Annotated in this window: 21 protein-coding genes; 19 read left to right on the top strand and 2 right to left on the bottom strand. The window is 46.4% G+C overall.

The features are described 5' to 3' along the window. Positions 1-4: 4 nt before the first annotated feature. The 5 genes from EPV75_RS02490 to EPV75_RS02510 are packed head-to-tail and all read left to right on the top strand — an operon-like array spanning position 5 to position 7,187. Entirely contained in the window at positions 5-2,383 is a 2,379-nt protein-coding gene (locus EPV75_RS02490; RefSeq protein ID WP_128384341.1) for a dynamin family protein, read from the top strand. Beyond that, positions 2,380-2,973 (top strand): hypothetical protein, encoded by a 594-nt coding sequence (locus EPV75_RS02495; RefSeq protein ID WP_128384342.1) that lies wholly within the window; start codon positions 2,380-2,382, stop codon positions 2,971-2,973. The genes EPV75_RS02490 and EPV75_RS02495 overlap by 4 nt, the downstream gene beginning before the upstream one ends. Beyond that, complete coding sequence (locus EPV75_RS02500) at positions 2,973-6,134, top strand: ATP-binding protein (protein ID WP_128384343.1); 3,162 nt, start codon at positions 2,973-2,975, stop codon at positions 6,132-6,134. The genes EPV75_RS02495 and EPV75_RS02500 overlap by 1 nt, the downstream gene beginning before the upstream one ends. Next, positions 6,131-6,769 carry an HNH endonuclease gene (locus tag EPV75_RS02505; RefSeq protein WP_128384344.1) on the top strand — a complete coding sequence of 213 codons (639 nt, stop codon included), beginning with the start codon at positions 6,131-6,133 and terminating at the stop codon, positions 6,767-6,769. Before EPV75_RS02500 ends, EPV75_RS02505 begins: the two co-directional genes overlap by 4 nt. 1 nt (position 6,770) lies before the next feature. Then, entirely contained in the window at positions 6,771-7,187 is a 417-nt protein-coding gene (locus EPV75_RS02510) for a DUF6985 domain-containing protein (RefSeq protein ID WP_128384345.1), read from the top strand. Between the two features lie 253 nt (positions 7,188-7,440). Here EPV75_RS02510 and EPV75_RS02515 read toward each other — a convergent pair whose 3' ends face one another. After that, on the bottom strand, positions 7,441-8,661 hold the full coding sequence (locus EPV75_RS02515; RefSeq protein WP_128384346.1) for a hypothetical protein: 1,221 nt from the start codon (positions 8,659-8,661) through the stop codon (positions 7,441-7,443). Between the two features lie 443 nt (positions 8,662-9,104). On the opposite strand from EPV75_RS02515, the gene EPV75_RS02520 reads away from it, so the two are divergent. From EPV75_RS02520 to EPV75_RS02585, 14 genes are read left to right on the top strand one after another with little or no spacing between them, the layout of a single operon-like run. Beyond that, a complete protein-coding gene (locus EPV75_RS02520; RefSeq protein ID WP_192894019.1) occupies positions 9,105-9,947 on the top strand; it encodes a type II secretion system protein N in 843 nt (280 codons plus the stop codon). A 16-nt stretch (positions 9,948-9,963) separates the two neighbouring features. Continuing rightward, on the top strand, positions 9,964-12,096 hold the full coding sequence (gene gspD / locus EPV75_RS02525) for a type II secretion system secretin GspD (protein ID WP_225972375.1): 2,133 nt from the start codon (positions 9,964-9,966) through the stop codon (positions 12,094-12,096). A gap of 1 nt (position 12,097) precedes the next feature. Beyond that, positions 12,098-13,549, top strand: a complete 1,452-nt coding sequence (gspE, locus tag EPV75_RS02530; protein ID WP_128384348.1) for a type II secretion system ATPase GspE — start codon at positions 12,098-12,100, stop codon at positions 13,547-13,549. A 3-nt stretch (positions 13,550-13,552) separates the two neighbouring features. Then, positions 13,553-14,773 (top strand): type II secretion system inner membrane protein GspF, encoded by a 1,221-nt coding sequence (gspF, locus tag EPV75_RS02535; RefSeq protein WP_128384349.1) that lies wholly within the window; start codon positions 13,553-13,555, stop codon positions 14,771-14,773. A gap of 48 nt (positions 14,774-14,821) precedes the next feature. Next, the gene (gene gspG / locus EPV75_RS02540; protein WP_318779049.1) at positions 14,822-15,268 is read left to right on the top strand and encodes a type II secretion system major pseudopilin GspG; all 447 of its coding nucleotides are present in this window, start codon (positions 14,822-14,824) and stop codon (positions 15,266-15,268) included. Between the two features lie 5 nt (positions 15,269-15,273). Next, on the top strand, positions 15,274-15,846 hold the full coding sequence (locus EPV75_RS02545; RefSeq protein WP_128384350.1) for a prepilin-type N-terminal cleavage/methylation domain-containing protein: 573 nt from the start codon (positions 15,274-15,276) through the stop codon (positions 15,844-15,846). Next, complete coding sequence (gene gspI, locus EPV75_RS02550; protein WP_128384351.1) at positions 15,836-16,219, top strand: type II secretion system minor pseudopilin GspI; 384 nt, start codon at positions 15,836-15,838, stop codon at positions 16,217-16,219. The genes EPV75_RS02545 and gspI overlap by 11 nt, the downstream gene beginning before the upstream one ends. Position 16,220: 1 nt before the next feature. Further along, complete coding sequence (gspJ, locus tag EPV75_RS02555) at positions 16,221-16,838, top strand: type II secretion system minor pseudopilin GspJ (protein ID WP_128384352.1); 618 nt, start codon at positions 16,221-16,223, stop codon at positions 16,836-16,838. Continuing rightward, entirely contained in the window at positions 16,835-17,806 is a 972-nt protein-coding gene (gspK, locus tag EPV75_RS02560; protein ID WP_128384353.1) for a type II secretion system minor pseudopilin GspK, read from the top strand. Before gspJ ends, gspK begins: the two co-directional genes overlap by 4 nt. Then, positions 17,799-18,902 carry a type II secretion system protein GspL gene (gene gspL, locus EPV75_RS02565; protein WP_192894020.1) on the top strand — a complete coding sequence of 368 codons (1,104 nt, stop codon included), beginning with the start codon at positions 17,799-17,801 and terminating at the stop codon, positions 18,900-18,902. The genes gspK and gspL overlap by 8 nt, the downstream gene beginning before the upstream one ends. Next, positions 18,886-19,422: a type II secretion system protein GspM gene (gene gspM / locus EPV75_RS02570; protein ID WP_128384355.1), complete on the top strand. Its 537-nt coding sequence runs from the start codon at positions 18,886-18,888 to the stop codon at positions 19,420-19,422. The genes gspL and gspM overlap by 17 nt, the downstream gene beginning before the upstream one ends. Beyond that, the gene (gene gspN, locus EPV75_RS02575) at positions 19,419-20,183 is read left to right on the top strand and encodes a type II secretion system protein N (RefSeq protein WP_128384356.1); all 765 of its coding nucleotides are present in this window, start codon (positions 19,419-19,421) and stop codon (positions 20,181-20,183) included. The genes gspM and gspN overlap by 4 nt, the downstream gene beginning before the upstream one ends. Continuing rightward, positions 20,183-22,048: a S8 family serine peptidase gene (locus EPV75_RS02580; protein ID WP_128384357.1), complete on the top strand. Its 1,866-nt coding sequence runs from the start codon at positions 20,183-20,185 to the stop codon at positions 22,046-22,048. The genes gspN and EPV75_RS02580 overlap by 1 nt, the downstream gene beginning before the upstream one ends. 39 nt (positions 22,049-22,087) lie before the next feature. After that, entirely contained in the window at positions 22,088-22,618 is a 531-nt protein-coding gene (locus EPV75_RS02585; protein WP_128384358.1) for a hypothetical protein, read from the top strand. A 37-nt stretch (positions 22,619-22,655) separates the two neighbouring features. Here EPV75_RS02585 and EPV75_RS02590 read toward each other — a convergent pair whose 3' ends face one another. Next, positions 22,656-23,174 (bottom strand): hypothetical protein, encoded by a 519-nt coding sequence (locus EPV75_RS02590; protein WP_128384359.1) that lies wholly within the window; start codon positions 23,172-23,174, stop codon positions 22,656-22,658. Positions 23,175-23,222: the final 48 nt, after the last annotated feature.

The raw sequence follows: 23,222 nt of genomic DNA on the forward strand, positions 1-23,222 counted from the left end.
ACGAATGGCTTCAAATACAGTCAAAGTGAAATACAACCCTTTTACTGTTACAACGGAATTTGAACTCAATGGAAAGCACATTAAAAGTGGTGGTTTAATTGAGCTGTCAAATAATCTAAGGCTACAAAATTGGATAGATCGTCTATTTGATTTGTTATTTGAAGAGTTGAACACTCAAAAAATTAACTTAATTTTTGAAGGCATGATTCTTGATGGTGAAGATGTAAAGAGTGCGGTAAAGGCTTACCAAGAACGCGAAACAGAGTGTAGTTTGAGTGTCGACTGTCGTGTTTTTGATGTTCAAACAGACAAAAAAATAGAACAACTTAAAGAGTTGTTTGAAGAAGCGAAAAAAGGTCCTTTTGAAATCTTTTACGATAAATCACTTCATGATGCTTTTGAAAAAGCCATCTCTCCTGAGTTTGATGTCACGGTTCTCGCAACTATGTCGGCAGGTAAATCAACCGTCATTAATGCCATGGTGGGTCGAGAATTACTTCCATCCAAAAATCAAGCTTGCACAGCATCGATTACGCGCGTTATTAATGATGATTCTAAGCCGAACTTTGAAGCGAGACGATCTTGTAAAGTAGCACAAGATTCAGAAGAGGTTAAGTTATCGGATGACTGGCAAGAATTAGAGGATGGTTCTCCCTTGATCCGTGATTGGAATGAAGAAAAGTTTCCACAAAAAGAGGGTGACAGTGAAAACAATCGGGAAGAAAAATATGTCACATCACAAATAGAAATAAAAGGCAATATTCCCACTATTCATGTTCGGGATGGTATTCAAATGGTATTTGTTGATACTCCCGGTCCGAATAATTCAAATGACTTATCTCACAACAAAACAACCGTGCAGGCGATACAGAGTCATCAGCCATCAATGGTGCTCTACGTGTTAAATGCAACAAATTTAGGTGTAGAGGATGATTTGAGTTTGCTAAACCTCATTCGCGATGAGATGGCTAAAGGGGGACGGAAAGCTCAGGATAGATTTGTCTTTATTGCAAATAAAATAGATCAATTTGATCCAGAAAACGATGATGAACCGATTGCCAAGGTATTAGAGAATGTAAAAGCCTATTTGCAAAAAAATGGTATTGAGAATCCACTTATCATTCCAGTCTCAGCAGAATTATGTAAATTAATTCGTATCGCTAGAGAAGGAGCTCAGCTTACAAGAAAGCAACAAAATAGCCTTGATAACTTGACTGAACAATTTGTAGAAGAGGAAGGGATGAACCTTCTCGAGTTGATTGCTCCAGAGCTTGGTACCCAGCTTTATGACAGATTAAAACAACAGCTAGACAGCTATCGTGAAGAGAAAAATGATGAAAAGGTTGCCGAACTTTTAAGTGGTATTCCCATTGTAGAAGCTTTGTTAGATGACTATTTGTCCAAACATGCGTTGCCTGCAAAAATTAAGGATGCAGTGGATATTTTCCGACGTGCAGAGCAGGAACATCAGGCTTTAGAAGCGATACAAAAGATTCTGGAGAAAGATCAAGCCGCGTTAGAAACAATCACTTCTTCACTAGAGGCTTTCCAAAAAGATCAAACACGCATAGACAAAGCCCAGCAGTTTCGTAATGCTGTTGAAGTAAAAGAATATTCTTCTTCGGAGGCTACTAAGGATTTATTAGATAATTTAGAAAAAAAAATTAATACAGAACTATTAGACCCTTTATCTAAAGAATTTAAGGGTGAGATCGATCCTTTAGTAGCTGAGAAAAAAATTAAAAAAGCTGAAGAGCAGATTCTACTAATTGTTGCTGAGATCCAAAACTTATTGGCTGAGGATTTAGAGCGAGTGCAGAAAGAAGAGTTAATGGTTCTTCGGGATGACTATCAAAAATATGTCGCTGACTTATTATCTGCTTTACCTGACACCGAAGAATCTAAACTCATTAAAGATTTTCAAGAAGCACAACTGGATATGCCGAGTGTTGATACCCTTGTTGAAAAAACGTCATTTGAAGTGCAAAAAAGAGTAAAAGCCGGAACAGAACGCTACGGCTTTTTATGGCTTTGGAAGCGAGATGTATATGAAACAATAACTGAAAAGAAAGTTGATATGGATCAGATATATCTAACTTTTGAAAACTCAATGGAAAAGTTTAAACAGAAAAGCTTTGATGAATTCTATTCCCGTTGTGCTGAAAATTTTGAACAGTCTAAAGATGTTTTGTTGGCTCATATGGAAGCCTTAGATAAAAAATTAGAAGAACTGGTTGAGCAAATGGCAGTAGCGAAAAAAGATGCCACTAAAAAGAAAAAGTTAGTCGCAGACAGTCAAAAACGTCTTGACTGGTTTAAATCATTTTTCCAGAGATTGGACGCTATTTTGCAATTAAACCCAGAATCGGGGGAAACACGATGATTATTGATGACTTAAAAAAAGCAATTGATGAATCAGATATCTATTTAGCAAGAGCGGTGATTCTAAGACAAATTAACTCCGACAAGGATAGAGAGCATTTCTGGATGCTTGAGTCCGTCGCTTATGCTGAACCTTTGCTTGCTGATAAAGGAATTGCACTTTTTAAAGAAGATGATGGTGATACTGAGTTAATTATAGACAAACTCGCATGGACCGTTGATTATTGGCAACTCCTTAGGGTGCGTTTCAATAGAAACTTTTCGCGTGAAAAATTTGAATTTATTGTGGAAATGATGCGCTACTTCCGAGAACAAGGTATTCCTGAGTTTCAAGTTGCCGAACAGAAGTCTAACAGTACCAGTCCAACGCAAACGCGAGAGAAAAATACTTCTAATTCTCAGCAGCAGGACTCATCTAAGCATCAGCACTCAAAATCAAATACTCAGGACTACTTTATTGGTAGCGCCTCTGGCGCTGCCATTTTGGGTACAGCGGCAAAACTATTGGGATATTCGGTAGTGGGGGGAGTCGTTGTCGGAGCCATTATTGGTGCAGGTGTTGTTTACTTAAAGAATAGAGAGACGTTTTAATGGGAAAAGATTTGACCACCTATCAAGATGACGGCGCATTGCAGAATGCTTTGGTTGAAATGGATGCCGTTGTTTTTAAACGCTATCTTGATTACTTAAATCAGTTTGATTTAGTGCCTTTGGACACAACCCTGGATGATGCTATTAGCAATATTCGGTTAAGAAAGATTTCAAGTATCGTCTATGATCGAGAAGAAGATAACTTAGACAAGTTTAACAGTGTGTTTTCAGCGGTACATTCAAGTGATAGTGCCGTGTGTTTGATCTTGGACGCTAAAAAAACGCATACGGATCTGTATATTGGTACGCATAAACTTGATCAAAGTAGGGGCTCAAGCATTACTGGTGCGATGAACACTTTGGAAGCGGCTCTAAAGGGTAACTTTCAGGGTATAGATATCTCTGAAAACTTAATGGATACAGATATTCATGCAGTGCTGTCATCTATGATGAGTAACAATGTGAATTGCATTGCAACCGTTCAGGGTGTGCCCTCCCTTAAAGATGATGCTAAAGAGACCTTTGCTCAGGGGCTGGAAAAGTTGATTGAAGGAATGCAGGGCAAAGATTATTTTGCCGTTATTCAGGCAACGCCTGTGAGTTATCAAGAGTTAGAGCGAGTGGAAGGAGCCTATCAGGATATATATACGGCGCTTTCAACATTTGAACAAACGAATATCAGCTTTGCTGAAAATGAGAGTCGTTCAGTTGGCGTTACTTTGTCGGAAAGTTTAACAAGCACCATCACCAAAAGCGTCACGGACACACAAACTACCACTACTGGCATGAACTCGTCAACCTCAACCTCCAAAACGGACACTAGACAGAAGTTTGATTTCAAAACAGCGATTGCAGGTGCAGCTTCTGGTGCAGTTACAGGAGGAACATATGCAGGTATGGCTACTGGTGGACTTGGTGCTTTGCAGGGTGCTGGTGTCGGTGCTCTTGCTGGTTTTACAGCAGGTATGCTTGGTGCCTCAGAATCAAAAACTGAAGGTTATACTGAAGGCACAAGTGAGAGCAGTTCTGATTCAAAAGCAACTTCAAACTCTGATGCAGAGTCTAAAGGCACCAGTAAAGCTGATTCTGATACATCAACGCTTGGTACAACCAGAACCATTCAAATCAATGGAAAAAATCGCCGTATCTCTAGCATGCTTGAGTTGTTAGATGGACAGTTGGACCGTATTCAAGAGTGTAAAAGTTTTGGGATGTGGAACTTTTCTGCCTACTTTGTCAGTGGTTCAGAAGTCGATTCTCGATTGGGCGCGGATTTATATTCTGGATTATTGCGGGGAGCGAACTCCGGTCTAGAGCGCAATAGCGTCGCTATTTGGAATCGTTATCAAGCTGATAGTGAAAGTAACTCGAAAACAGAAGAGGCTTTTAAGGAGTTGCAAAATTATGTGTCTCAGCTTAAATCTCCAGTCTTAACAGCGCCGGATGGTTTGTCTTTACCGATGTTGTCTCCAGTGTCATTGATCAGTACCAAAGAGTTGAGTATGGCTATGTCACTGCCACAGAAGTCGATGAGCGGTTTGCCTGTGTTTGATGCAGTGGAATTTGGTCGCTCGGTCAATTTTGGAGGGGAAGCAGACCGTCAAAACATTGAGATTGGAAAGATTTCAAACTTTGATGTGGTTGACAAGCATCAGCAGGTAGCCTTAAGTACTAAATCACTGACATCACATGTTTTTGTGACCGGAAGCACTGGAGCAGGTAAGTCAAATGCAGTTTATTCCATATTGGATAAGCTCCATACCGAACATAAAATCCCTTTTCTGATCATTGAACCTGCGAAAGGCGAATACAAAAACGTGTTTGGTGGTTTGGATACTGTTAATGTCTTTGGTACCAATCCAAATCTGACATCGTTGTTGAGAATCAACCCTTTTTCTTTCCCTGACGGGATTCATATTGTTGAGCATATTGATCGGTTAATTGAAATATTAGGTGCAGTCTGGCCTATGTATGCGGCTATGCCTGCCATTCTAAAAGAATCAGTAGAGAAGACCTATGAGGAATCAGGATGGGACTTGTTGAATTCCACCTGTGAAGGTTCTGAAACCGTATTTCCAGACTTTCATGACCTGTTAGCAGTATTGCCAAAGGTGATTCATCAGTCCGAATATTCAGACGAAATGAAAGGCAACTATTCAGGGGCTTTAGTAACACGGGTTAAATCATTGACAAACGGTTATTTTAGTACCATTTTTCAAAAAGACGAGCTCGAGTCATCGGTCTTGTTTGATCAATCCTGTATCGTTGATTTATCCCGAGTGGGGGCTTCAGAAACGAAGGCTTTATTAATGGGGGGGATATTCCTGAAGCTACAGGAATATCGCATGGCAACCGCAATCGGTGCAAATTCTGATTTAAAGCACATTACTGTGTTAGAAGAAGCGCACAACTTACTTCGTAGAACATCTTCTGAGCAGAGCCAAGAGGGCGCTAACTTTCAAGGTAAATCTGTAGAAATGATTTCCAATGCCATTGCTGAAATGCGAACCTATGGCGAAGGATTTATTATTGCCGACCAAGCGCCTGGCTTGCTAGATCAATCAGTTATCAGAAATACCAATACAAAAATCATTCTTAGACTGCCTGATTTTGGTGACCGCAATCTAGTAGGTAAGGCGGCGTTTTTAAATGATGAGCAAATTAACGAGCTTGCTAGATTGAAAACCGGCTGTGCAGCGGTTTACCAAAACAACTGGTTAGAGCCAGTGTTATGTCAGTTTGAACAGTTTGATGATGACAAGATTGCCCCTTTTTCTTATGTTCGTCCTGCTGGAAAAATCATAGATCATAGAAAGCGTGATGTGACAGAGACATTAAAATCCATACTAAATGACTTGATGGACGGGAACACAGAAAAAGCCTTGGCAATGTATCGTTTTAAAAACTTTTTAGATAAAGACATAAGACTTTCAGAAGTATTGGATAAAGTTCCTGAAACCAAGGATATTCATATATGGGTTCAATCGCTAGCTCAAGAAGTTTTCAAGCGTATTGAAATGGAATTGTTGAGTGTCCAAGAGCGAAGAGAAGTTATTGCTCAAGTTTTAGATGTTCTGGTTTTGGAAACACCTCACAACCAAGAGGTGTTTGAAATAAAAAAAACGGAATTGAGAAATAAAGGTATAGAGGGCGTTTTATGATTGAGCAGGTAGCTAAAGAGGGTTTAGAGAAGGCGCTAAAAACAATCGCTGATAAGGTCCCTGACTTTTCTAATACTTTTAGAGGGAGGGAGGAAAAGGAGCCTATCTTTGGTGGTGGAGGTAAAATTCCAGATTTTAGTACCACAATTACACGTGGATTTACTTCTGAGTCTGACGGACTTGTGAAGAATTTACCCGTAAGTAATGGTGAATGGAAAGGTGATGTCGGGAACTCAACATGGTGTCCTAATGATGGTTACACACCACAGAAGCATAATCCTGACAATTTAACTTGGGCAGAGATAAAAGAAAAATTTGGTATTGAGGGTATTGAGTTTAAGGACGGCGAACCTAATTTTTCAACTATAAGTGAGGCGTCAGTTGGAGTTGTTGATTTTTCAACTGATAGGAAGCTAAATTTTATGCAAGCAGATGAACAGTTAGCTGAAAAATGGACGCAAGAAGCCAAAGATGGTAAAGAGTGGACTCCTTCTGATGTTGCTGAATACAGAAAGGCAAATGGTCTAAGTTGGCATGAAAGGTCTGATCAAAAAATCATGGATTTAGTTCCATCATTAGTGCATGGTAATGTTCCTCATTCTGGAGGAATTTCAGCTGCAAAACAAGGAGTGTAAAATGGAAGTTGTAACAGATGCTATTTTTGGAAAGATGACGTATATGCATTCTTGGGTTAAGGCAGTAGACATTGACTGGTGGGGTGTTTGCACAGTAAAAATTATTGCGAGCGCATATAAAAATGAACAAATTAACTCGGAGCAAAGAGAGGCATATTCATTTTTTGAGAGGAATGCTAAAAAAATCATCTTAAACGTAACGCCCATGTTACGAGATTTTATCCAAGAAAACTATGGTATTAATAATTTGGATAGTGATTCGTTAATAGAGAAAATTAAACCTACAAGTGTGGTTTTTGAAAGGAATGGTACTTGGGGTATTTTATTTGATTCAGATTGGGATGTGGAAAATGGCATTGCCGTCTTCTCTGATGTTAATGGTAATCTCAAGGTTTCAGATCAAGATAGTTATCTTTGATCACATTCGTTGATTTTTACATCAGAGATATTTTGTATTAGGAATTTTAATGCAATTTATTTTTAGTCTATTAGGCTTTGTGGTAATTGTAGTTGCACTGAAACGTTATCTTAAAGTGGGGAAAAAACAATACCACCGCAAACCTGGCTCAAGAGATAGTTTTAATCTTGTTACGGTTTGGTGGTGTTTTTGACTTTATTCTCTTCTTGTTTCTGACGCGGAGTAATTTTGGTTAAGGTTTTCAGCCAAAAAATTAAAAGTACCTCTTACTTAGTTTTAGATCTCCAATTATAATTTTTTGATCAACTAAATTATGGCGTATGAGCCGGTTATGTTTTATGGGTTCTTTTTCAAGATATTCTCCAAATCGGTCATTACTGATAATAAAGTATTCATCATTGTCATAAGCGATGTCGATTATGGTTTCATCTGCGTGCTGTTTTGTTGCCACAATATGGACATTTATTTTTGGATCAAACTGAGCCCTAATTTCATCGTCCCCACTATGAAGTATTGATCGAATAGAGGCGTCAAATACTATGATAATTTTGTATTTTTTTACAAGTTCATTGGTTGAGGTGATTAGCGCTTTCAAGCCAATAAAATCAGAGCCTTCATAACACATGTTGTTGCCGTCTATGACCAAAGTACTAATTGTTCTAGTAGCATTATTGGCTATGGATTTTGCACGTTTTTCAGTTTTTTCTAACTCTCTTTGAAGACGGATTTTCTCTTTTTTCGCCCCATTGATGACTTTATTGGGACTACCGGTTTCAAAAAGCTGTTCACATCTTTCATGCACCAATTTTCGTTCATAACCATTGGAAGCATTTTCCAATTCGTATAGTAGTTCGGATGCTTTATCAATTACACTATCATGAATATCAATAGAAGAAGTATATTGATTGATCGTTGAAATGACGGGGGCAAGTGCCTTGTCAACCTTATCTTTTTTTGGCGTTATTGAATTGATTTCTTGTCTACATATGGTGATGTTTTTTTCTAATCTAGATAAATCGGCTTTTACTTTGACTAAATCGATATGTTTTAAATCTTCAATTAAATTTTTTGTTTCTTTTAAGCCTTGTTCAATATCTTCGATTTTCTTTTCCAGTACATTTTCTTCATCGAACAAACGGTAATAAATTATTCTTTTCTTCTTAGTAATTTCTTGCAATTGTTTTTGTTCATCTGAAAACCAGTTAAGCGGATTTAAGATAGATCCCTCATTTGATTCTGCATTTCGATACTCTGCTAGTGCTTCAGATTTTTTTACGTCGATTAACTCAAGTTTAATCTCTTCATTAATTTGGTCTGATTTAAGTTTGTCTATTTGAGCTTCAAGGTCTCTTAAATCAATGGAAGAAAATTTGTTGTATGTGACTGTAAGTTCATCCTGTTTTTTCTGATATTCATGTAAGCGTTTTTTTAAATTGTCTAACTGTGCCGAATATGGGTTTAAATTAGTAATCATTTTTAATTTCTTAGAAAGATATTTTTTAATTTATATGTGAGTATATACATATTTTGAAATTCTTTAAATGTACGAAGCTTTGTTTGTTGAAGATGATGGTATGCAAATCGGTATGCAAAATTTTAGTGTGGTAATATAACTCTGAAATCATAGGAGTCACTGGTGTCCGGTGTAGCCACCACTTATTCCAAAAGCCCGCTTTCTTGCGGGCTTTTTTATTTCCTGTCTTTATATTTTGAAATTCTTTTACAAGCATTTATATTAGGGTTATTCTGTGTTGAATAGCGGTCACGAAAACGTCATTTTGCCCGGTAAATAAGTTGATATAGTGGCTTGCTTTCGGACGAGGGGATAAAGCCCCCTTTTGTTTGAATTTTGAATAGAGTATAATCGATTTCTTATTAATAGTTATTATTCTCATTTAATGGAGTTGGACAATCGTATTGATACCTCGTTTTAACCCGGCGTTTTCCGTTTCCAAAGTCCGTTCCGTGTTGCAGTGGTGGTTGTTTATTGTGTTGGCCTGGTTGGCGGGAGAGTTGGTTGCGAACCAACTTAGTAGCGTACAGTCTCCATCATTGCCTGTGCTTAAAAAGGCATCTCAGGCGGCTAATGTGAATGGTCAGCCGTCGTTTTTATTTGGCGATTTCAAAGCGGCCTTAGGTCAGGAATCGGAAGCGACGGCCAATTTGGAAGCGTTAAAGGAAACCAGGCTTAACCTCAAGTTGGTCGGAGTAATCGATTATCCGAATCGTGGCTTGGCTTTGGTTCAGCGAGGTGCTAAAAGCGAAGTTTATGGTGTGGGGGATGAGATTCAGTCGGGGGTTACGCTATTAAATGTACTGGGCGATCAAGCCATTATTTTAAATCGTGGCGTTCAGGAAAGATTGGTTTTGGAAGGCGTGAATAACCAATTGCTTCAATCCTCGAACACATCTCAAGCTCGTAATGCTAGCAATGCTTCCAGTCAACCGGCGCGTTTGACTGAAATCGGTCGGCAGCTCAAGCGTTCGCCCATGTCGATTTCCCAATATTTGCGGTTCGAACCGATCAATCAAGGCGGTCAATGGGTGGCGGTTAAAATCTGGTCGAAGTCGGATCAAGCCTTGTTTCGTTCGCTCGGATTTGAGGAGGGGGATCGGGTGACCTTGATCAACGGTAAAACGATTGACGAAATGGCGAAAAACCCGGCCTTGTGGCGAGAATTTTTGAATGAAAACAAAATGGATTTGACGGTTGAACGCAATGGCGTGCCGGAAACCGTGGCGGTTCAGTTCGGCAGTTAAGGTACAAATAAGATTTATGAATGATACGAAACATACGCTGAAGTTCAGCACAGCCCTGATGGCCGCTTTGGTCTTGAATTTCCTGCTAACGCCAAAATTGATGGCGGCGGACGAAACGCCGAACAATGCCGCGACCTTAAAACAGAATTTTCAAAACGTTGATATTAAAACGGTGATTGAAGCCGTTGCGAAATTGACCGGTAAAAATTTTATCATCGACCCGCGGGTGAAAGGTAAGGTGACCTTGATTGCCCCGGAACCCATGCCGCCGGAAGCCTTGTATGAAACCCTGTTATCGATTTTACGCGTGCACGATTATGTGGCGGTGCCGGGCGAAACCGCGATTCGGATTATTCCGGCGAATCTGGCGCGGGATCAGGTGCCTTATGAAAAGCGTAAGCAATTCGAAACCGATGACTGGGTGACGGAAGTCCTGAAAGTGAAGCATGTTTCAGCGACCAAACTGGTGGCGGTGTTACGTCCTTTGGTGGCGCGTGAAGGGCATTTGGTGGCGCTTCAAGACAGCAATCGTTTGATTGTGACCGATAGTCGCGCCAACCTGAAACGTATTAAAAGTATTTTGGCGCGTGTCGATGTTTCGCCAACCTCGAGTTATGAAGTGGTTTCCATCAAAAACGGTTCGGCGGAAGAAATGGTGCGCACCCTGAAAAATTTGTTGCCGGAAAGCGCTAATGGTCAAAATTTGAAAATGAATTTTGACGAGCGTTCCAACCGGATTGTTCTGGCAGGCGATGCCGAGCAACGTTTGGCGATGCGGGCATTGATTGCCGAACTGGATGTGCCGGTTGAGTCGTCGGGCCGGGTTCAGGTGGTGTATTTACGATACGCGAAAGCGGAAGATTTGGTGCCGGTGCTAAAAAAATTGGCGACCAATGAATCGCTATTGAACAGCGTCGCCGGGCTGGAATCTCAGGCGGAAGGCGGTGCGCAAAAAGCCGCGTCGACGCAAGTGTCCAACTTGGACAAAAGCGCCTTGGAAGAACGCATCAGCATTGAAGCCGACGAGCGAACCAACTCCGTTATCATCAGTGCGCCGCCACCGATTGTGACCGCCTTGAAAGGCGTAGTGAAAGAGCTGGATATTCGTCGTGCTCAGGTGTTGATCGAAGCGATTCTGGTCGAGGTCACCGAATCCAAGCAAGCCGAACTGGGCGTTGACTGGGTTGCGAACGGGCCAAACGGTGTTGGGTTGATTAATTTTTCCGGCACTATTCCGTCGTTGGTGGCCAATGCCGGTAATCCGGCGGCGCAAGCCAGCGCCATCGGCATCGGCGCGACGGCGGCAATGGGGGAAATCAGCGCGGATAACCAAGGTTGGGGCGCGCTGATTCGAGCATTGAACAGCGACAATCAGGCCAATGTTTTGGCGACGCCGACCTTGTTGACCTTGGACAATGAAGAAGCGGAAATCATCGTCGGTAAGGAAGTGCCCTTTCAAACCGGGAGCTATACCACCAACAGCAGTGGTTCCAGCAACCCTTTTACCACGGTGGAGCGTGAGGAAGTCGGTTTGAAGCTGAAAATCAAACCGCAAATCAACGAAGGGGATGAGGTGTTCCTGGAAGTTGACCAGGAATTGTCCAGCGTTTTGCCGGCCGACGGGGCCGTGGATTTGCAGACCTCAAAGCGTCAGATCAAAACCAACATCATTGTCGGGGACGGCAAGATGATTGTGTTAGGGGGCTTGCTGGATGAACGTGAAACCGAAGTAACGGCAAAAATACCAGGCCTGGGCGATATTCCGCTTATCGGCGGCTTGTTCCGTTCGAAGCAGAATAAGCGCGAGAAAGTGAATTTGATGATTTTCCTGCGGACGGTGATTGTCAAAAATAATCGGATGGGCGATTACTACAGTAATAAGAAATACAATATTCTACGCGAATCACAAAACCGTATTCTCGAAAAAGACTCGGAAATGTTGGAAGGCTTGAAACCGCGTATGCCGACGTTGAAACAGTGGGAAAATATGGACCCTGCGACGCCTTATGGTCAGGATGAACCGACGCCAAAAGCCGATGGAAAATCAACCAAAAAGGCCACCAGAGAATCATCCGAAGCCTTTGAATCCGAAGAAGCCTCGGAAATGATTGATACCGAGCCGTTTCACGATGAACTATTAGGGTTCTAAGATGGAACTGCCGTTTGCCTTTGCTCGAAAAAATGGTTTGGTGCTGGTGCGCCAGCCGGATGAACAATATGTGTTGTTTCATCTCGCCGCCACGCCGTTGGATGCTTTGCTGGAAGCGAAACGTCTGTTAGGTGATGAAGCCTGTACCTTGCAATCGGTTTCCGAGGCGGAGTTGGATAAAGAATTACAGCGCCGTTATACCGGGTCGGAAAGCACGTCGATTGATAATGTCGATGACTTTGAGTTGGACGACTTGGAACTGGTGGCGGCTCAGGCCAGCGAAGCCGAAGACCTGTTGGACAGTTCCGACGATGCGCCGATTATCCGTCTGCTGAACGCCATTCTGGCCGAAGCCATTCGCACCAATGCTTCCGATATCCACATTGAACCCTTTGAAAACCAGCTTCGTATCCGCTTTCGCATTGACGGTCAGTTGAAAACGGTGCTGACCCCGAAAAAAGCCTTATCGGAAATGTTGGCGTCACGAATCAAAGTCATGGCCCGTTTGGACATCGCCGAAAAACGTTTGCCGCAGGACGGGCGCATCGCCACCAAACTCGGTGGTCGCGCGGTGGATTTGCGGGTGTCGACCATCCCGTCCAGTTTTGGCGAACGGGTGGTGATGCGTTTGTTGGATAAGAGTGCCGGGCGCTTGAATCTGGTGGACTTGGGATTGCCGGATGCTCAGTTGCAAACGCTCAAAGGACTTTTGAATAAACCCCACGGTATTTTGTTGGTGACGGGGCCGACCGGGTCGGGGAAAACCACCACGCTGTATGCCAGCCTGAGCCGCTTGAATGACAATCAACGCAATATTATGACGATTGAAGACCCGGTGGAGTACAACATCGAGGGGATCAATCAAACCCAGGTCAACACCAAAGCCGATATGACCTTCGCCAAAGGCCTGCGTGCCATTCTGCGACAAGACCCGGATGTGGTGATGATCGGGGAAATCCGCGACATCGAAACCGCACAGATTGCGGTGCAATCTTCCCTGACGGGGCACTTGGTGCTCTCCACTTTACATACCAATACCGCCATTGGTGCGATTACACGGTTACGCGATATGGGCGTCGAACCGTTTTTGCTGGCGTCCAGTCTGTTGGGTGTGATGGCACAGCGTCTGGTCAGACGACTCTGTCCGCATTGCAAAACTGCGCACCCGGCTGATGAGGCCGAGTGCGAGGTGCTGGGCGTTTCCGACGCGACGCTCTATCAGGCGGATGGCTGTGATCATTGCCAGCAGACCGGTTATCAAGGGCGTATCGGGATTTATGAATTGATTGCGATTGATGAGGCCTTGCGGCAAATGATTCACAGCGATGCGTCCGAAATTGAAATGGATCGTTATGCCCACCAAAAAATGCCGTCGATTCATCAAAGCGGCATCCAGTTGGTGTTGAATGGCGAGACCAGTTTGGAAGAAGTGTTACGGGTCACGCAGCAATAATTTATGGCAACGTTTGAATACAAAGCGCTCACGGCGGACGGAAAAACACGCAAAGGTAGTCTGGACGGCGACTCGCCGCGCCATGTACGACAGTTGCTACGCGACCAAAAGCTGACGCCGCTGGAAGTAAAGTCCGTTGACCAAAAGCGGAAAGCAGCCGGCAGCGGCACGTCAGGGCTGTTTACGCCGGTGATTCGCACCAGCGATTTGGCGTTGCTGACCAGTCAGTTACATACGTTATTGAAAGCGGGGATGCCGTTGGCGCAAGCGATTAAAGCGGTGTCCATGCAGGCGGAAACCCGCACGGTGCGGCGGTTCTTGTCGGCTTTGCACGCCAAAGTCATTGAAGGGCATTCATTCGCCCAAGCTTTGGCGTTGAGTCATTACCGGGTGAATGAAGAATACATCGCTACGGTGCGGGCCGGTGAAGAAAGCGGACATTTGGAGCAGGTGCTGGCTCGGTTGGCCGAATCGATTCGGCAACAGGAAAAGATTCGCAAGAAAATTCAAACCGCGATGATTTATCCCGCCATTATGGTGGTGATGTCGGTGCTGATCGTATTGTTCTTGATGATTTACGTGGTGCCGAAAGTGGTGACGGTTTTTGACAATATGGAGCAGGCCTTGCCACCCTTGACGCAAGGGATGTTGACGGTCAGTGAGTTTTTGCAGTTGCATTGGTTGATGTTATTGTTTGTGGTGTTTTTGCTGTTCGTGGGATATCGATTGTTGATGAAGCAAACGCCTTGGCGACGACGACGTGACCGCTTTTGGTTGCGGTTACCGATGTTGCGTAAATTTTTGATTTACGCTTCCAGTGCGCGTTGGGCGCGTACCTTGGGGGTACTGTTGGCGAGTGGGGTACCAGCCACGGATGCGCTGCGCATTTCGTCCGAAGTCATGACGCTGTTACCCCTGAAAGAAAAAGTATTGACCATGGTGGAGCAAGTTCGTGAAGGGCAAAAATTACAGGATGCCATGACCGAAGCCGGTTTTTTTCCGCCCTTGCTGTTGAATTTGGTGCAGACGGGGGAAGGCAGTGGGCAGCTCGACACCATGTTACTGGAAGGCGCGGATCATTATGAGTCGGAAGTCGAAAATGCCGCCGCCACCTTGGTGAGTCTGGTGGAGCCCTTGATGATTCTGATTATGGGAGGCGTCGTGTTGACCATCGTATTGGCCATTATGCTACCGATTTTCGAAATGAACCAGATGGTGGGGTAAGGATGAACTTCACGCAAACAAAATACTCAAAAGATGAAAGAGGTTGAAATGAAAGCACACAATATGACGATGAAACGCCGTAAACAACAAGGGTTTACCTTGATTGAGTTGATGGTGGTCGTGGTGATTCTGGCGATTCTGGCGGCGATTGCCGTTCCGAAGTTGATGGACCGCCCGGATGAAGCGCGTTTGGTGAAAGCCAAGCAGGACATCGGTGCCATCTCGTCGGCGTTGCAGTTGTATAAGCTGGATAACTACCGTTATCCGAACACCGATCAAGGCATCGAAGCGTTGGTGACCAAACCGACCACCGAGCCGGAACCGAAAAACTGGAAACAATACCTTCAACAGGTGCCGAAAGATCCTTGGGGGAATGACTACATTTATCTCAGCCCGGGTGAACACGGTGATTTTGATCTGTATACGCTGGGTGCGGATGGCGAAGACGGCGGTGAAGGCATTGACGCCACCATTGGTAACTGGAATATTCAGTAAGCGTGTTGCGACCTCGGCTCCGTTCCTTTAGCGATTATGACCAGGCCTGGCGGTTTTTGTTCAAAGGTCGCATAGAGGACTCGAAGGCCCAAGGGCATCAAAAAGGGGAACAAAAAGGGTTTACTCTGATTGAGTTGATGGTGGTGGTGGTCATTGTGGCCATTCTGCTCACGGCGGTGGTGATTTCCATTCAGCCGAGCGAATCATCGAAGGTTCGGCAACAGATCGGTGCTGTGAAGGGGTGGATGCAGTCGGTGTGTGACCGTGCTACGTTTGATCAGCACATTTATGTCATGATGCCGACGCAGACCGGCATGACGTTTGCCAGGCAAGTGAAACAGGCATGGTCAACACCGCCCAATGCACGGGAATTGGTTTGGCTGGATGGGTTGACGGTGGATTGGCAGATTAATGATGCCACGCCATTGCAACAGACGCTACCGAAACCGGGCTGGTTGTGCTGGCCCAGCGGCGAAATGCTCGGTGGTGAATTGCAGTTTACGCTGGGAAAGACTCAACGAACTCTGCGTTGGAACGCCATAGGACAATTTGAGGAATCGGACCGTCATGAACGATAAAAACAGTTTTCAGGCTCGTCGGACACAACGCGGTTTTACCTTGATTGAAGTCATGGTCGCGTTGGTGATTGCGGCGTTGGCGTTAACGGCGCTCACGCGTGGGTTAGGTCAATATGTGTTTCAGCAAAGCCAATTGCAGGAGCGGGTGATTGCCACTTGGGTGGCGGAAAACCGTTTATTGGAGTTACAACGCTTGCCGGGTGCTCAAATGGAAAACCGTGCGCAGGAAACGGCACTGAGCCAGGATTGGCAAACCGAGTTCACGACGTCCGATACGTTGATTGACGGCATTCAAAAGGTGGAAGTGGCGGTGACCGCCCCGGCGGAAAAGCAGCCGACGGTGCGGTTATATTCGATTCTGGGAGGCGGTTGATTTGTCGGCGTCCGTAGAGAAACAAGCTGGCTTCACCTTAATCGAACTGTTGATTGCGGTGGCCATCGCCTCGGTGATTGCGGTGTTGTCCTACCAAGCCATCCATCAAGGCGTGCTGATTAAAGAAAATACCGATGAATCGGTCGAACGCTTTGAAGCCGTGCAAAGAACGCTTTGGTGGATGGAGCAAGATTTTACTCAAATGGCACCGCGTACGGTTCAGGACGTGTTGGGGTCGCCCTTGCCGGCGTTTCAATTAAGTTATGATTACGGCGCGGAAATGACGCGGATTGCGGTCTATCCGTCCCCTTACGGTATCGCAGGCCTGGCCAGAATCGGTTATGTGCTGGAAGACGGGGTTTTATACCGCCAGGTTTGGCCGGTGATCGATCGCGCACCGGATTCGGAAGTAGAGCGCCTGCCGGTGTTGTCCGATGTGGCGCGTTTCGAGGTTCGGGTTTTGAATGCCGATAATCAGTGGCAGGAAATCTGGCCGGAAGCGGATCAGCCGTTGACCGATTTGCCGAGGTTAATCGAAGTGACCTTGACGCTGGAAGACATGGGGCAAATACGCCGCCTGTTTTCGGGCGTGGATGGTTTGCCGGGGGCGTCTGAATGATGGCCCGTGGCGTTGAACATGCACGGCCGCAAAAAGGGTTTGCGCTGCTGACGGTGATGATCGTGGTGGCGTTGATTGCGATTGTCGCGGCCGAATTGATTTACCGGCAAGGATTGGCGGTGCAGCGCAGTATGAATATGTTGCATCAAACCCAAGCCGCGGCGGTGACCTGGGGGTTGGAATCCTGGGTGAAAAAAGGACTGTTGTTGGATGCGCGCGCCAATCAGACCGACCATCTTCAGGAAGAATGGGCGCAGCCACTGATGCCGGTGCCGTTTGAGGGCGGCGAGGTGTCCGGGCAATTGTTGGATCAGCAAGGCTTGCTGAACCTGAATAATTTGCAGGAAACCGACGAAACGTTACGAAGAAAGTGGCAAAGTGTTTTCGAACGTTACTTTCAGCTCAAAGAGCTGGACCCGAGTTTGGCGGCGGTGGTGATCGATTGGGTGGATGCCGATAATAATTTGACGCAAAACGGCGCCGAATCCGATTTTTATTTGCTGAAACAACCGCCTTATCGAACCGCCAACCAAAAGATGGTGTTGGTGGAAGAACTGGGCTTGTTGAAAGGCGTGACCGCAGAGGTAATTGAGCGGGTCAAGCCGGAGTTGGCGGCCTTGCCGTCATCAACGCCGATCAATATCAATACAGCGCCGGAATTGGTGTTACAGGCGCTGGCGGATTGGATGACGCCGGAAATGGCGACGGCCTGGGCGGTACAGCGAAAGACGCTGCCTGCGGACGATACCGCGGTTTTTCGGGAGTTTTGCGTCGCGCAGGGCGTTTCGCAAGAGCGGGTCAATGAAGATTTACCCGATGATTTGATTACCGTGCAGACGGATTATTTTTTACTGAAAGGGTTGGCCGCTTACGGTGCCTCGCAGTGGCATACGGCGGCCTTGTTTTATCGAAAAGGAACTTCGTACGTGAATTTAGTACAACGTTGGGTGGATGTCGCCGATGACTGATACGCGTCAAGCCATGATGAATCTGGACGGCCAGCTCGAGGCGATGCAAGACGCGTCTTCGGTGCAATGGGTCTGGGTGCCGACCGAACAGGTGCTGTTTTTGGATGCCCTAGTGCCAGGAAAGCGAACGGCGGATTGGATGCAAGCACTGCCGTATGTGCTGGAAGAGCGTTTGGCACAGCCTGTGGAAACCTTACATTTTGCCGTTTTGCATCGTGAAAACAGCGGTGAACGAGCCGGCTGGACACAAGTCGCCGTGGTTGAAAAAGACCGCATGCGTCGTTGGCTGGACGAACTGGAAGCCAACGGCCTGGCCAACGCAGCTTTGGTGCCGGATTGTTTTCGTCTGCCAGCGCAAGGCGAGACACTGGATTTAACCGAAAACGCCCAGGCCTGGTTGATTTGGCAAGATGAGCGCCAGTCGCGTCGCTTGGTGCGAAACGGGGTTTATTCCGGCTTGGCCGGTGAGGCCGCTTGGTTGGAGCAAGTTTGGGCATTGGCACGCGAGCAGCAGCCCGACTTGCAACAGGAAACCCTGTCAAGTCTTCCAGAACCGGACTGGGCGAGTCTCAAGCCTTTCAGCCTGCGTCAGGGCGAATTCCGTATGGCGAGCGATAGCGGGCGAGTCTGGCAAACCTGGAAATGGCCGATGGTCTTGTTGGTGGCGATTTTCGCCGTCTTGCTGACCGATACCGTATTGAAAACGCAGCGCTTGAACTTGCAAGCGGCAGCCTATGAACGCCAAACCCTGGCGCTGTTCAAACAACTTTTTCCCGATGTTAAACGGGTGGTGAATATCCGGGCGCAAACCAAAGTGCGTTTAAATCGCGCCGCCGATGAATCTGACACGGCGGACTTTGCCTCTCTGTTACGGTCCGTCGAATCCAAGGTGAGACCGCTACTGGATAAGCAAGCCATGCGTTTGCAGTCCCTGCGTTGGCAAAACCGACAATTGCAATTAACGGTGTCGGCCAAGCAATCGGCGACCCTGCAACAATTGGCGGAGGATTTGAATCAGCGCTTTCAAGCCGAATTTAAATTGTCGCATGCCGCCCCGGATAAAACCGAAGGAGTGATTTATGTTCGCGCGCGTTAACCAGTGGTGGTTGGATCGTTTGCCCCCAGCCTGGTTGCAGGCCTGGCGGAATTTATCGGAGCGGGATCGAAAATCCATTCAATGGTTGGGAGCGGTTGTCGGGTTGGCCTTCATTTACTTTTTGGTTTGGTCGCCGGTGTCCGGCGGGCTGGACAAAGCGCAAAATCGTTTGGACCGTGCGCAATCGGAGTGGCAATGGTTGAATGCTCAGGTGCCGAAACTGGAAAATCAACCGGCCACTCCGGCCACGGTGTTGCTGGATTCGCAGTCACGTTTGACGGCTTATGTGCAACAGAAACTGCGTGCCCATCAGATTTTTTCGCAACTGTCGGAAATCGCGCCAATCAATAAACGCAATCGTGCCGGTATCGAAGTGCGTTTCGATTCGGTCAAAGCGCCACATTTTTTCGCCTGGTTGTCGGAAATGGAACAGGAAGGGGTGATGGTTAAAGCACTTGATGTGAAGCCATTGAAACCCGGGTTGATTCAAGCCAAGGCCGAGTTTGAGGTGGCGTCGTGAAGCGCATTTTGTTCATCGACGTTTTCATGGTGGTATTGGCGGTGTCTTTTCTCTGGCATTTGCCCGCTGGCTGGGTGTGGCAACAGGTGCATGCGACACGGGCTGTGCCGCCCAATCTTCAGGTAACGGACTTGGACGGCGTTTGGTGGCAAGGCTCTGCCCAACTGAGTTGGCGCCAGGGCAATGAAGCGTTGGCGCTTGGAAATTGGCAGTGGGCCTGGCGACCGTCGGCCTTATTTTCCGGGCAGGTCGGTTTGGATGTGGTTTGGGTGCCGGTGAAACGGTCGGTTTCCGCCACGGTGCTTTGGGATGGAGAGCAATTGACGCTGGATGCTTTGTCGGGTCGTCTAGGCGTTGCGGATTTTGCCGGCGTGGTGCCGAAAGTGGGGCCTTTGTTGGTGGATGCCGGTGGTGAGATTGTCTTGAATAAGGTGGCGGCTGAAATCGCCCTAAACCGCCAGGCCTGGCCGAAAGCGATCAACGGGGATGTTGTCATCCGAAATTTGCAATTGTTGGGAGCCAGGGTGCCGTCATTAAACATTCATCCTTCCATAGTACAAAAACAGTTACGTTTTCGTCTAACAGGCGATGGTGATGGTTGGCAGCTTTCCGGAAAAACGGAATTGAACCCGAACCGCACTTATCGCTCGCAATTGAAAATAGAAGCGGAGTCGGCAGAGCGTATGCCCGATTGGGTGAGTATGGTGTTACCGGTGAAAAGTCCGGTACTGGCGGAGTCGGATCAAACGGGGCGTTGGTAATGAAGAATCGCGTAGGGTTTCGGTTAGTGGTCGTGGCAGGTCTGGTCGGATTTTTGACGGGCTGTGGCGGTGGCGGAGGGAGCGGCTCCAGCAGTGAGGTGGTTCAACCGGAAGACGCCGCCATTAACGATGCGTTCATCAATGAGCAATGGTATTTGAATAATGTCGGGCAATCCGCCTTGACCTCCACGGGGTTCGGCGGCGTGGCCGGTGAAGATATCCAAGCGTTTAGCAGCACCTTTTTGAGCCCTGAAAATTACGCCAAAGGTTACAAAGGAAATGGTGTTGAAATCGCGATTGTCGATACCGGCTTGGAAATCCGACATGAAGATTTAGCTGCGAATGTGGTGGAGGATGGTTCTTATAATTTTTTAGATGGCACGAATGATCCAACGTCTACGGTGACGGATGGCGATCATGGTACCAGTGTGGCCGGTTTGGCGGCCGGACGCGGCGGTAATGCGATAGGGATATGGGGCGTAGCGCCACATGCTTCTCTGCGTGGGTTTAATTTAATTGCCTCGAATCAAGATTTAGCTGAGGAATTAGCCTCTCTTGGTTATCAGGAAGCTGCTGACGGTTTTTTAGGGTTGGAAAATGGAACGGTAAGTATTTTTAATAAAAGTTATGGTTCTAACCCGGTGGTAGTGCCGCGCTTAGATGACTCTTATCCGACCTCCGCTGGAGCACAAATCGTTGCAGTGATGGAAGCCATGGCGTGGGGAACGGAGTATTTACGTAATGGTAAAGGAGCGGTGTATATTAAAGCGGGCGGCAATGAGTATCATGAAATGCCAAAGGAGAGTAATTTTTCTCCAGATTGGTGCCGTATAGCGAATGAATATGGCGTTACGTGCTATAACCTGAATCAAGAGACGGAAAACAATTCACCCTACCAATTAGTTGTTGGTGCCTTTAACGCTCATGGTGTTCGTTCTTCTTACAGCAATACTGGTTCCGCGATATGGCTATCGGCTCCTGGAGGTGAATATGGTTTTGATGCGCCAGCTTTAATGACTACGGACCAAAGTGGTTGCAGTGTGGGGTATAGTCAAACGTTTGCTGCCAGTACGCCTTTTAATCGTGGAGCCGTTAACTCGGGAAATGAGTCGTGTAATTATTATTCCAGCTTTAATGGAACCTCTTCTGCTGTGCCGATTGTAAGTGGTGTTGTGGCTTTGTTGTTGGAAGCGAATCCAGATTTGACCTGGCGAGATGTTAAGCATATTCTGGCGGCCACTGCGCGCCAAATAGATCCAGATTTGGAAGATAATGTCATAAGTTTAGGTGGTGCTCAGGTCGTCATCGAACAAGGTTGGGTTCGAAATATGGCTGGTTTTGATTTTAGCAACGCGTATGGTTTTGGAGCGGTGAATGTCCAAGAGGCTGTTCAAATGGCGATGGATTGGAAATCCTCTCAAACTCATTTGCCGAATTTGATTGTTGAAACCTTTCCAAACCAAATGTTTGCTTCGGAGAATACAATACCAAGCGGTAATGGATTAGGCCTTGTTAGAAAACAAAATGTAACATCCAACATGATTGTTGAAAGTGTTCGTTTAAAGTTGAATATTTCGGCGACAAGCTATGGCGCTTATCCGAATATCGATCCGAGTGATTATTTGATTGAGTTAACGTCGCCAGTTGGAACACGTTCCATTTTATTGACACCTTTCAACGCTTATCAATCAGGGCATGATATGAAAGGCATTCTGTTAACGTCCAATGCATTTTACGGGGAACCGGCTACTGGAGAATGGACTCTGAAGGTTATTGATGTGGATAATGGAACCAACAATCGAATTTACCATGCTGGAGAAGGCCAATTAGATGATTTCCAGTTTACTCTGTATGGCCATCAATAATAATGTAAGGAGTGGAAAATGCAAAAATGGTGGGTAGCAATGGCAATTGTTATTATGGTTCCAAATGCTCAGGCTTTCACTCAAGCGTGTCAGTTGGTGGCGCAGATGGCGGGGCCGGATTATCAGGCCAAACCGAAGCGTTTCGGTTCCCTGACAGCGCCCGAGGACATGCCGAAATCGGTTGAGGCGTCTTTCATCGAGCGCAATGGCGGTTGGTTTATTTATCAAGCCTCAAAAGACTGGTTTGATGTGGATCATTGCGGGCCTAAAGCGCAAACGGTGGGCACGACGACCTATGAGTTTGTGCCGGTGTTGCTGAATCGTCGCAGTGGTTCGAATGCGGTGGTGAACGGCGTGTTTCTGATTAAAACCTACCGTGAAGAACATATTGGCCAAATCGCCGAACGCTATGGTTTCAAGATGGTGACGCCGCTGCCCAACCGGTTCACGGCGGTGTTTGATGTGAAGCCGCAAGTCTCTTACGACAAGTTGATTGAAACCTTGGACCGCGACCGCGACGTGGAGTTTGCGGTGCCGTTGTTGAGTGAGCCGCATTACCGTCCGCGTTAAACGGACAATACCGAATCCGCCCAGGCCTGGGCGTTTTTTATCGAAGCTGAATATCGAACAATTGTTCGCTGGTTTGGCCGACCAACTCTTCCGATAATTCTTGTTTCAGGGCGTCCAGCGCTGCATGCACTTCCGGCGCGGTTGTCTGAGACGCTTCTTTCATCAATTCGAAAAAACGGTCTGGCAAGACCTTGTCCTTCAAATAAACCGCTGCGGTTTGTTCTTCCAGTGTAATGAAAAAACTGAACGACAGGTTGGCGTAAGGGTTCCAGCGTGCGTCGGCAATGTTTCGGTCGACAAAGTAAGCGCCTTGCGTCGGTGCCCGCGTCAAAAACTCAATGGCGTCTTTGACGCCGGGGCCGGGATGGCCGGTGAGGATGGAAAGCGGTTCTCTCGGCAGAGGCGCATCGGACGTGAGGATCGATGCGGCAGCCTGTATCGCCTTGAAGCCGATGGCGGCGCCGGCGATATTGGCCAGCCCGTGGTATTTTCGAATGTCGTCAAAGGTGATGTGGAACACATCGTTTCGATCTTGAATGATGACCGTGTCTAACATAATTGTCTCTCTTAAAATGAAAAGTGCCGGATAACCGGCACTGAAAAT

It is taken from the genome of Hydrogenovibrio thermophilus, from assembly GCF_004028275.1.
Lineage (GTDB): Bacteria > Pseudomonadota > Gammaproteobacteria > Thiomicrospirales > Thiomicrospiraceae > Hydrogenovibrio > Hydrogenovibrio thermophilus.

Excerpts from the sequence above, each read along its gene's own strand:
- EPV75_RS02490 (WP_128384341.1), top strand. The coding sequence starts at position 5 with ATGGCTTCAAATACAGTCAAAGTGAAATACAACCCTTTTACTGTTACA.
- EPV75_RS02495 (WP_128384342.1), top strand. The coding sequence starts at position 2,380 with ATGATTATTGATGACTTAAAAAAAGCAATTGATGAATCAGATATCTAT.
- EPV75_RS02500 (WP_128384343.1), top strand. The coding sequence starts at position 2,973 with ATGGGAAAAGATTTGACCACCTATCAAGATGACGGCGCATTGCAGAAT.
- EPV75_RS02505 (WP_128384344.1), top strand. The coding sequence starts at position 6,131 with ATGATTGAGCAGGTAGCTAAAGAGGGTTTAGAGAAGGCGCTAAAAACA.
- EPV75_RS02510 (WP_128384345.1), top strand. The coding sequence starts at position 6,771 with ATGGAAGTTGTAACAGATGCTATTTTTGGAAAGATGACGTATATGCAT.
- EPV75_RS02515 (WP_128384346.1), bottom strand. The coding sequence starts at position 8,661 with ATGATTACTAATTTAAACCCATATTCGGCACAGTTAGACAATTTAAAA.
- gspD (WP_225972375.1), top strand. The coding sequence starts at position 9,964 with ATGAATGATACGAAACATACGCTGAAGTTCAGCACAGCCCTGATGGCC.
- gspE (WP_128384348.1), top strand. The coding sequence starts at position 12,098 with ATGGAACTGCCGTTTGCCTTTGCTCGAAAAAATGGTTTGGTGCTGGTG.
- gspF (WP_128384349.1), top strand. The coding sequence starts at position 13,553 with ATGGCAACGTTTGAATACAAAGCGCTCACGGCGGACGGAAAAACACGC.
- gspG (WP_318779049.1), top strand. The coding sequence starts at position 14,822 with ATGAAAGCACACAATATGACGATGAAACGCCGTAAACAACAAGGGTTT.
- gspI (WP_128384351.1), top strand. The coding sequence starts at position 15,836 with ATGAACGATAAAAACAGTTTTCAGGCTCGTCGGACACAACGCGGTTTT.
- gspK (WP_128384353.1), top strand. The coding sequence starts at position 16,835 with ATGATGGCCCGTGGCGTTGAACATGCACGGCCGCAAAAAGGGTTTGCG.
- gspL (WP_192894020.1), top strand. The coding sequence starts at position 17,799 with ATGACTGATACGCGTCAAGCCATGATGAATCTGGACGGCCAGCTCGAG.
- gspM (WP_128384355.1), top strand. The coding sequence starts at position 18,886 with ATGTTCGCGCGCGTTAACCAGTGGTGGTTGGATCGTTTGCCCCCAGCC.
- EPV75_RS02580 (WP_128384357.1), top strand. The coding sequence starts at position 20,183 with ATGAAGAATCGCGTAGGGTTTCGGTTAGTGGTCGTGGCAGGTCTGGTC.
- EPV75_RS02585 (WP_128384358.1), top strand. The coding sequence starts at position 22,088 with ATGGCAATTGTTATTATGGTTCCAAATGCTCAGGCTTTCACTCAAGCG.
- EPV75_RS02590 (WP_128384359.1), bottom strand. The coding sequence starts at position 23,174 with ATGTTAGACACGGTCATCATTCAAGATCGAAACGATGTGTTCCACATC.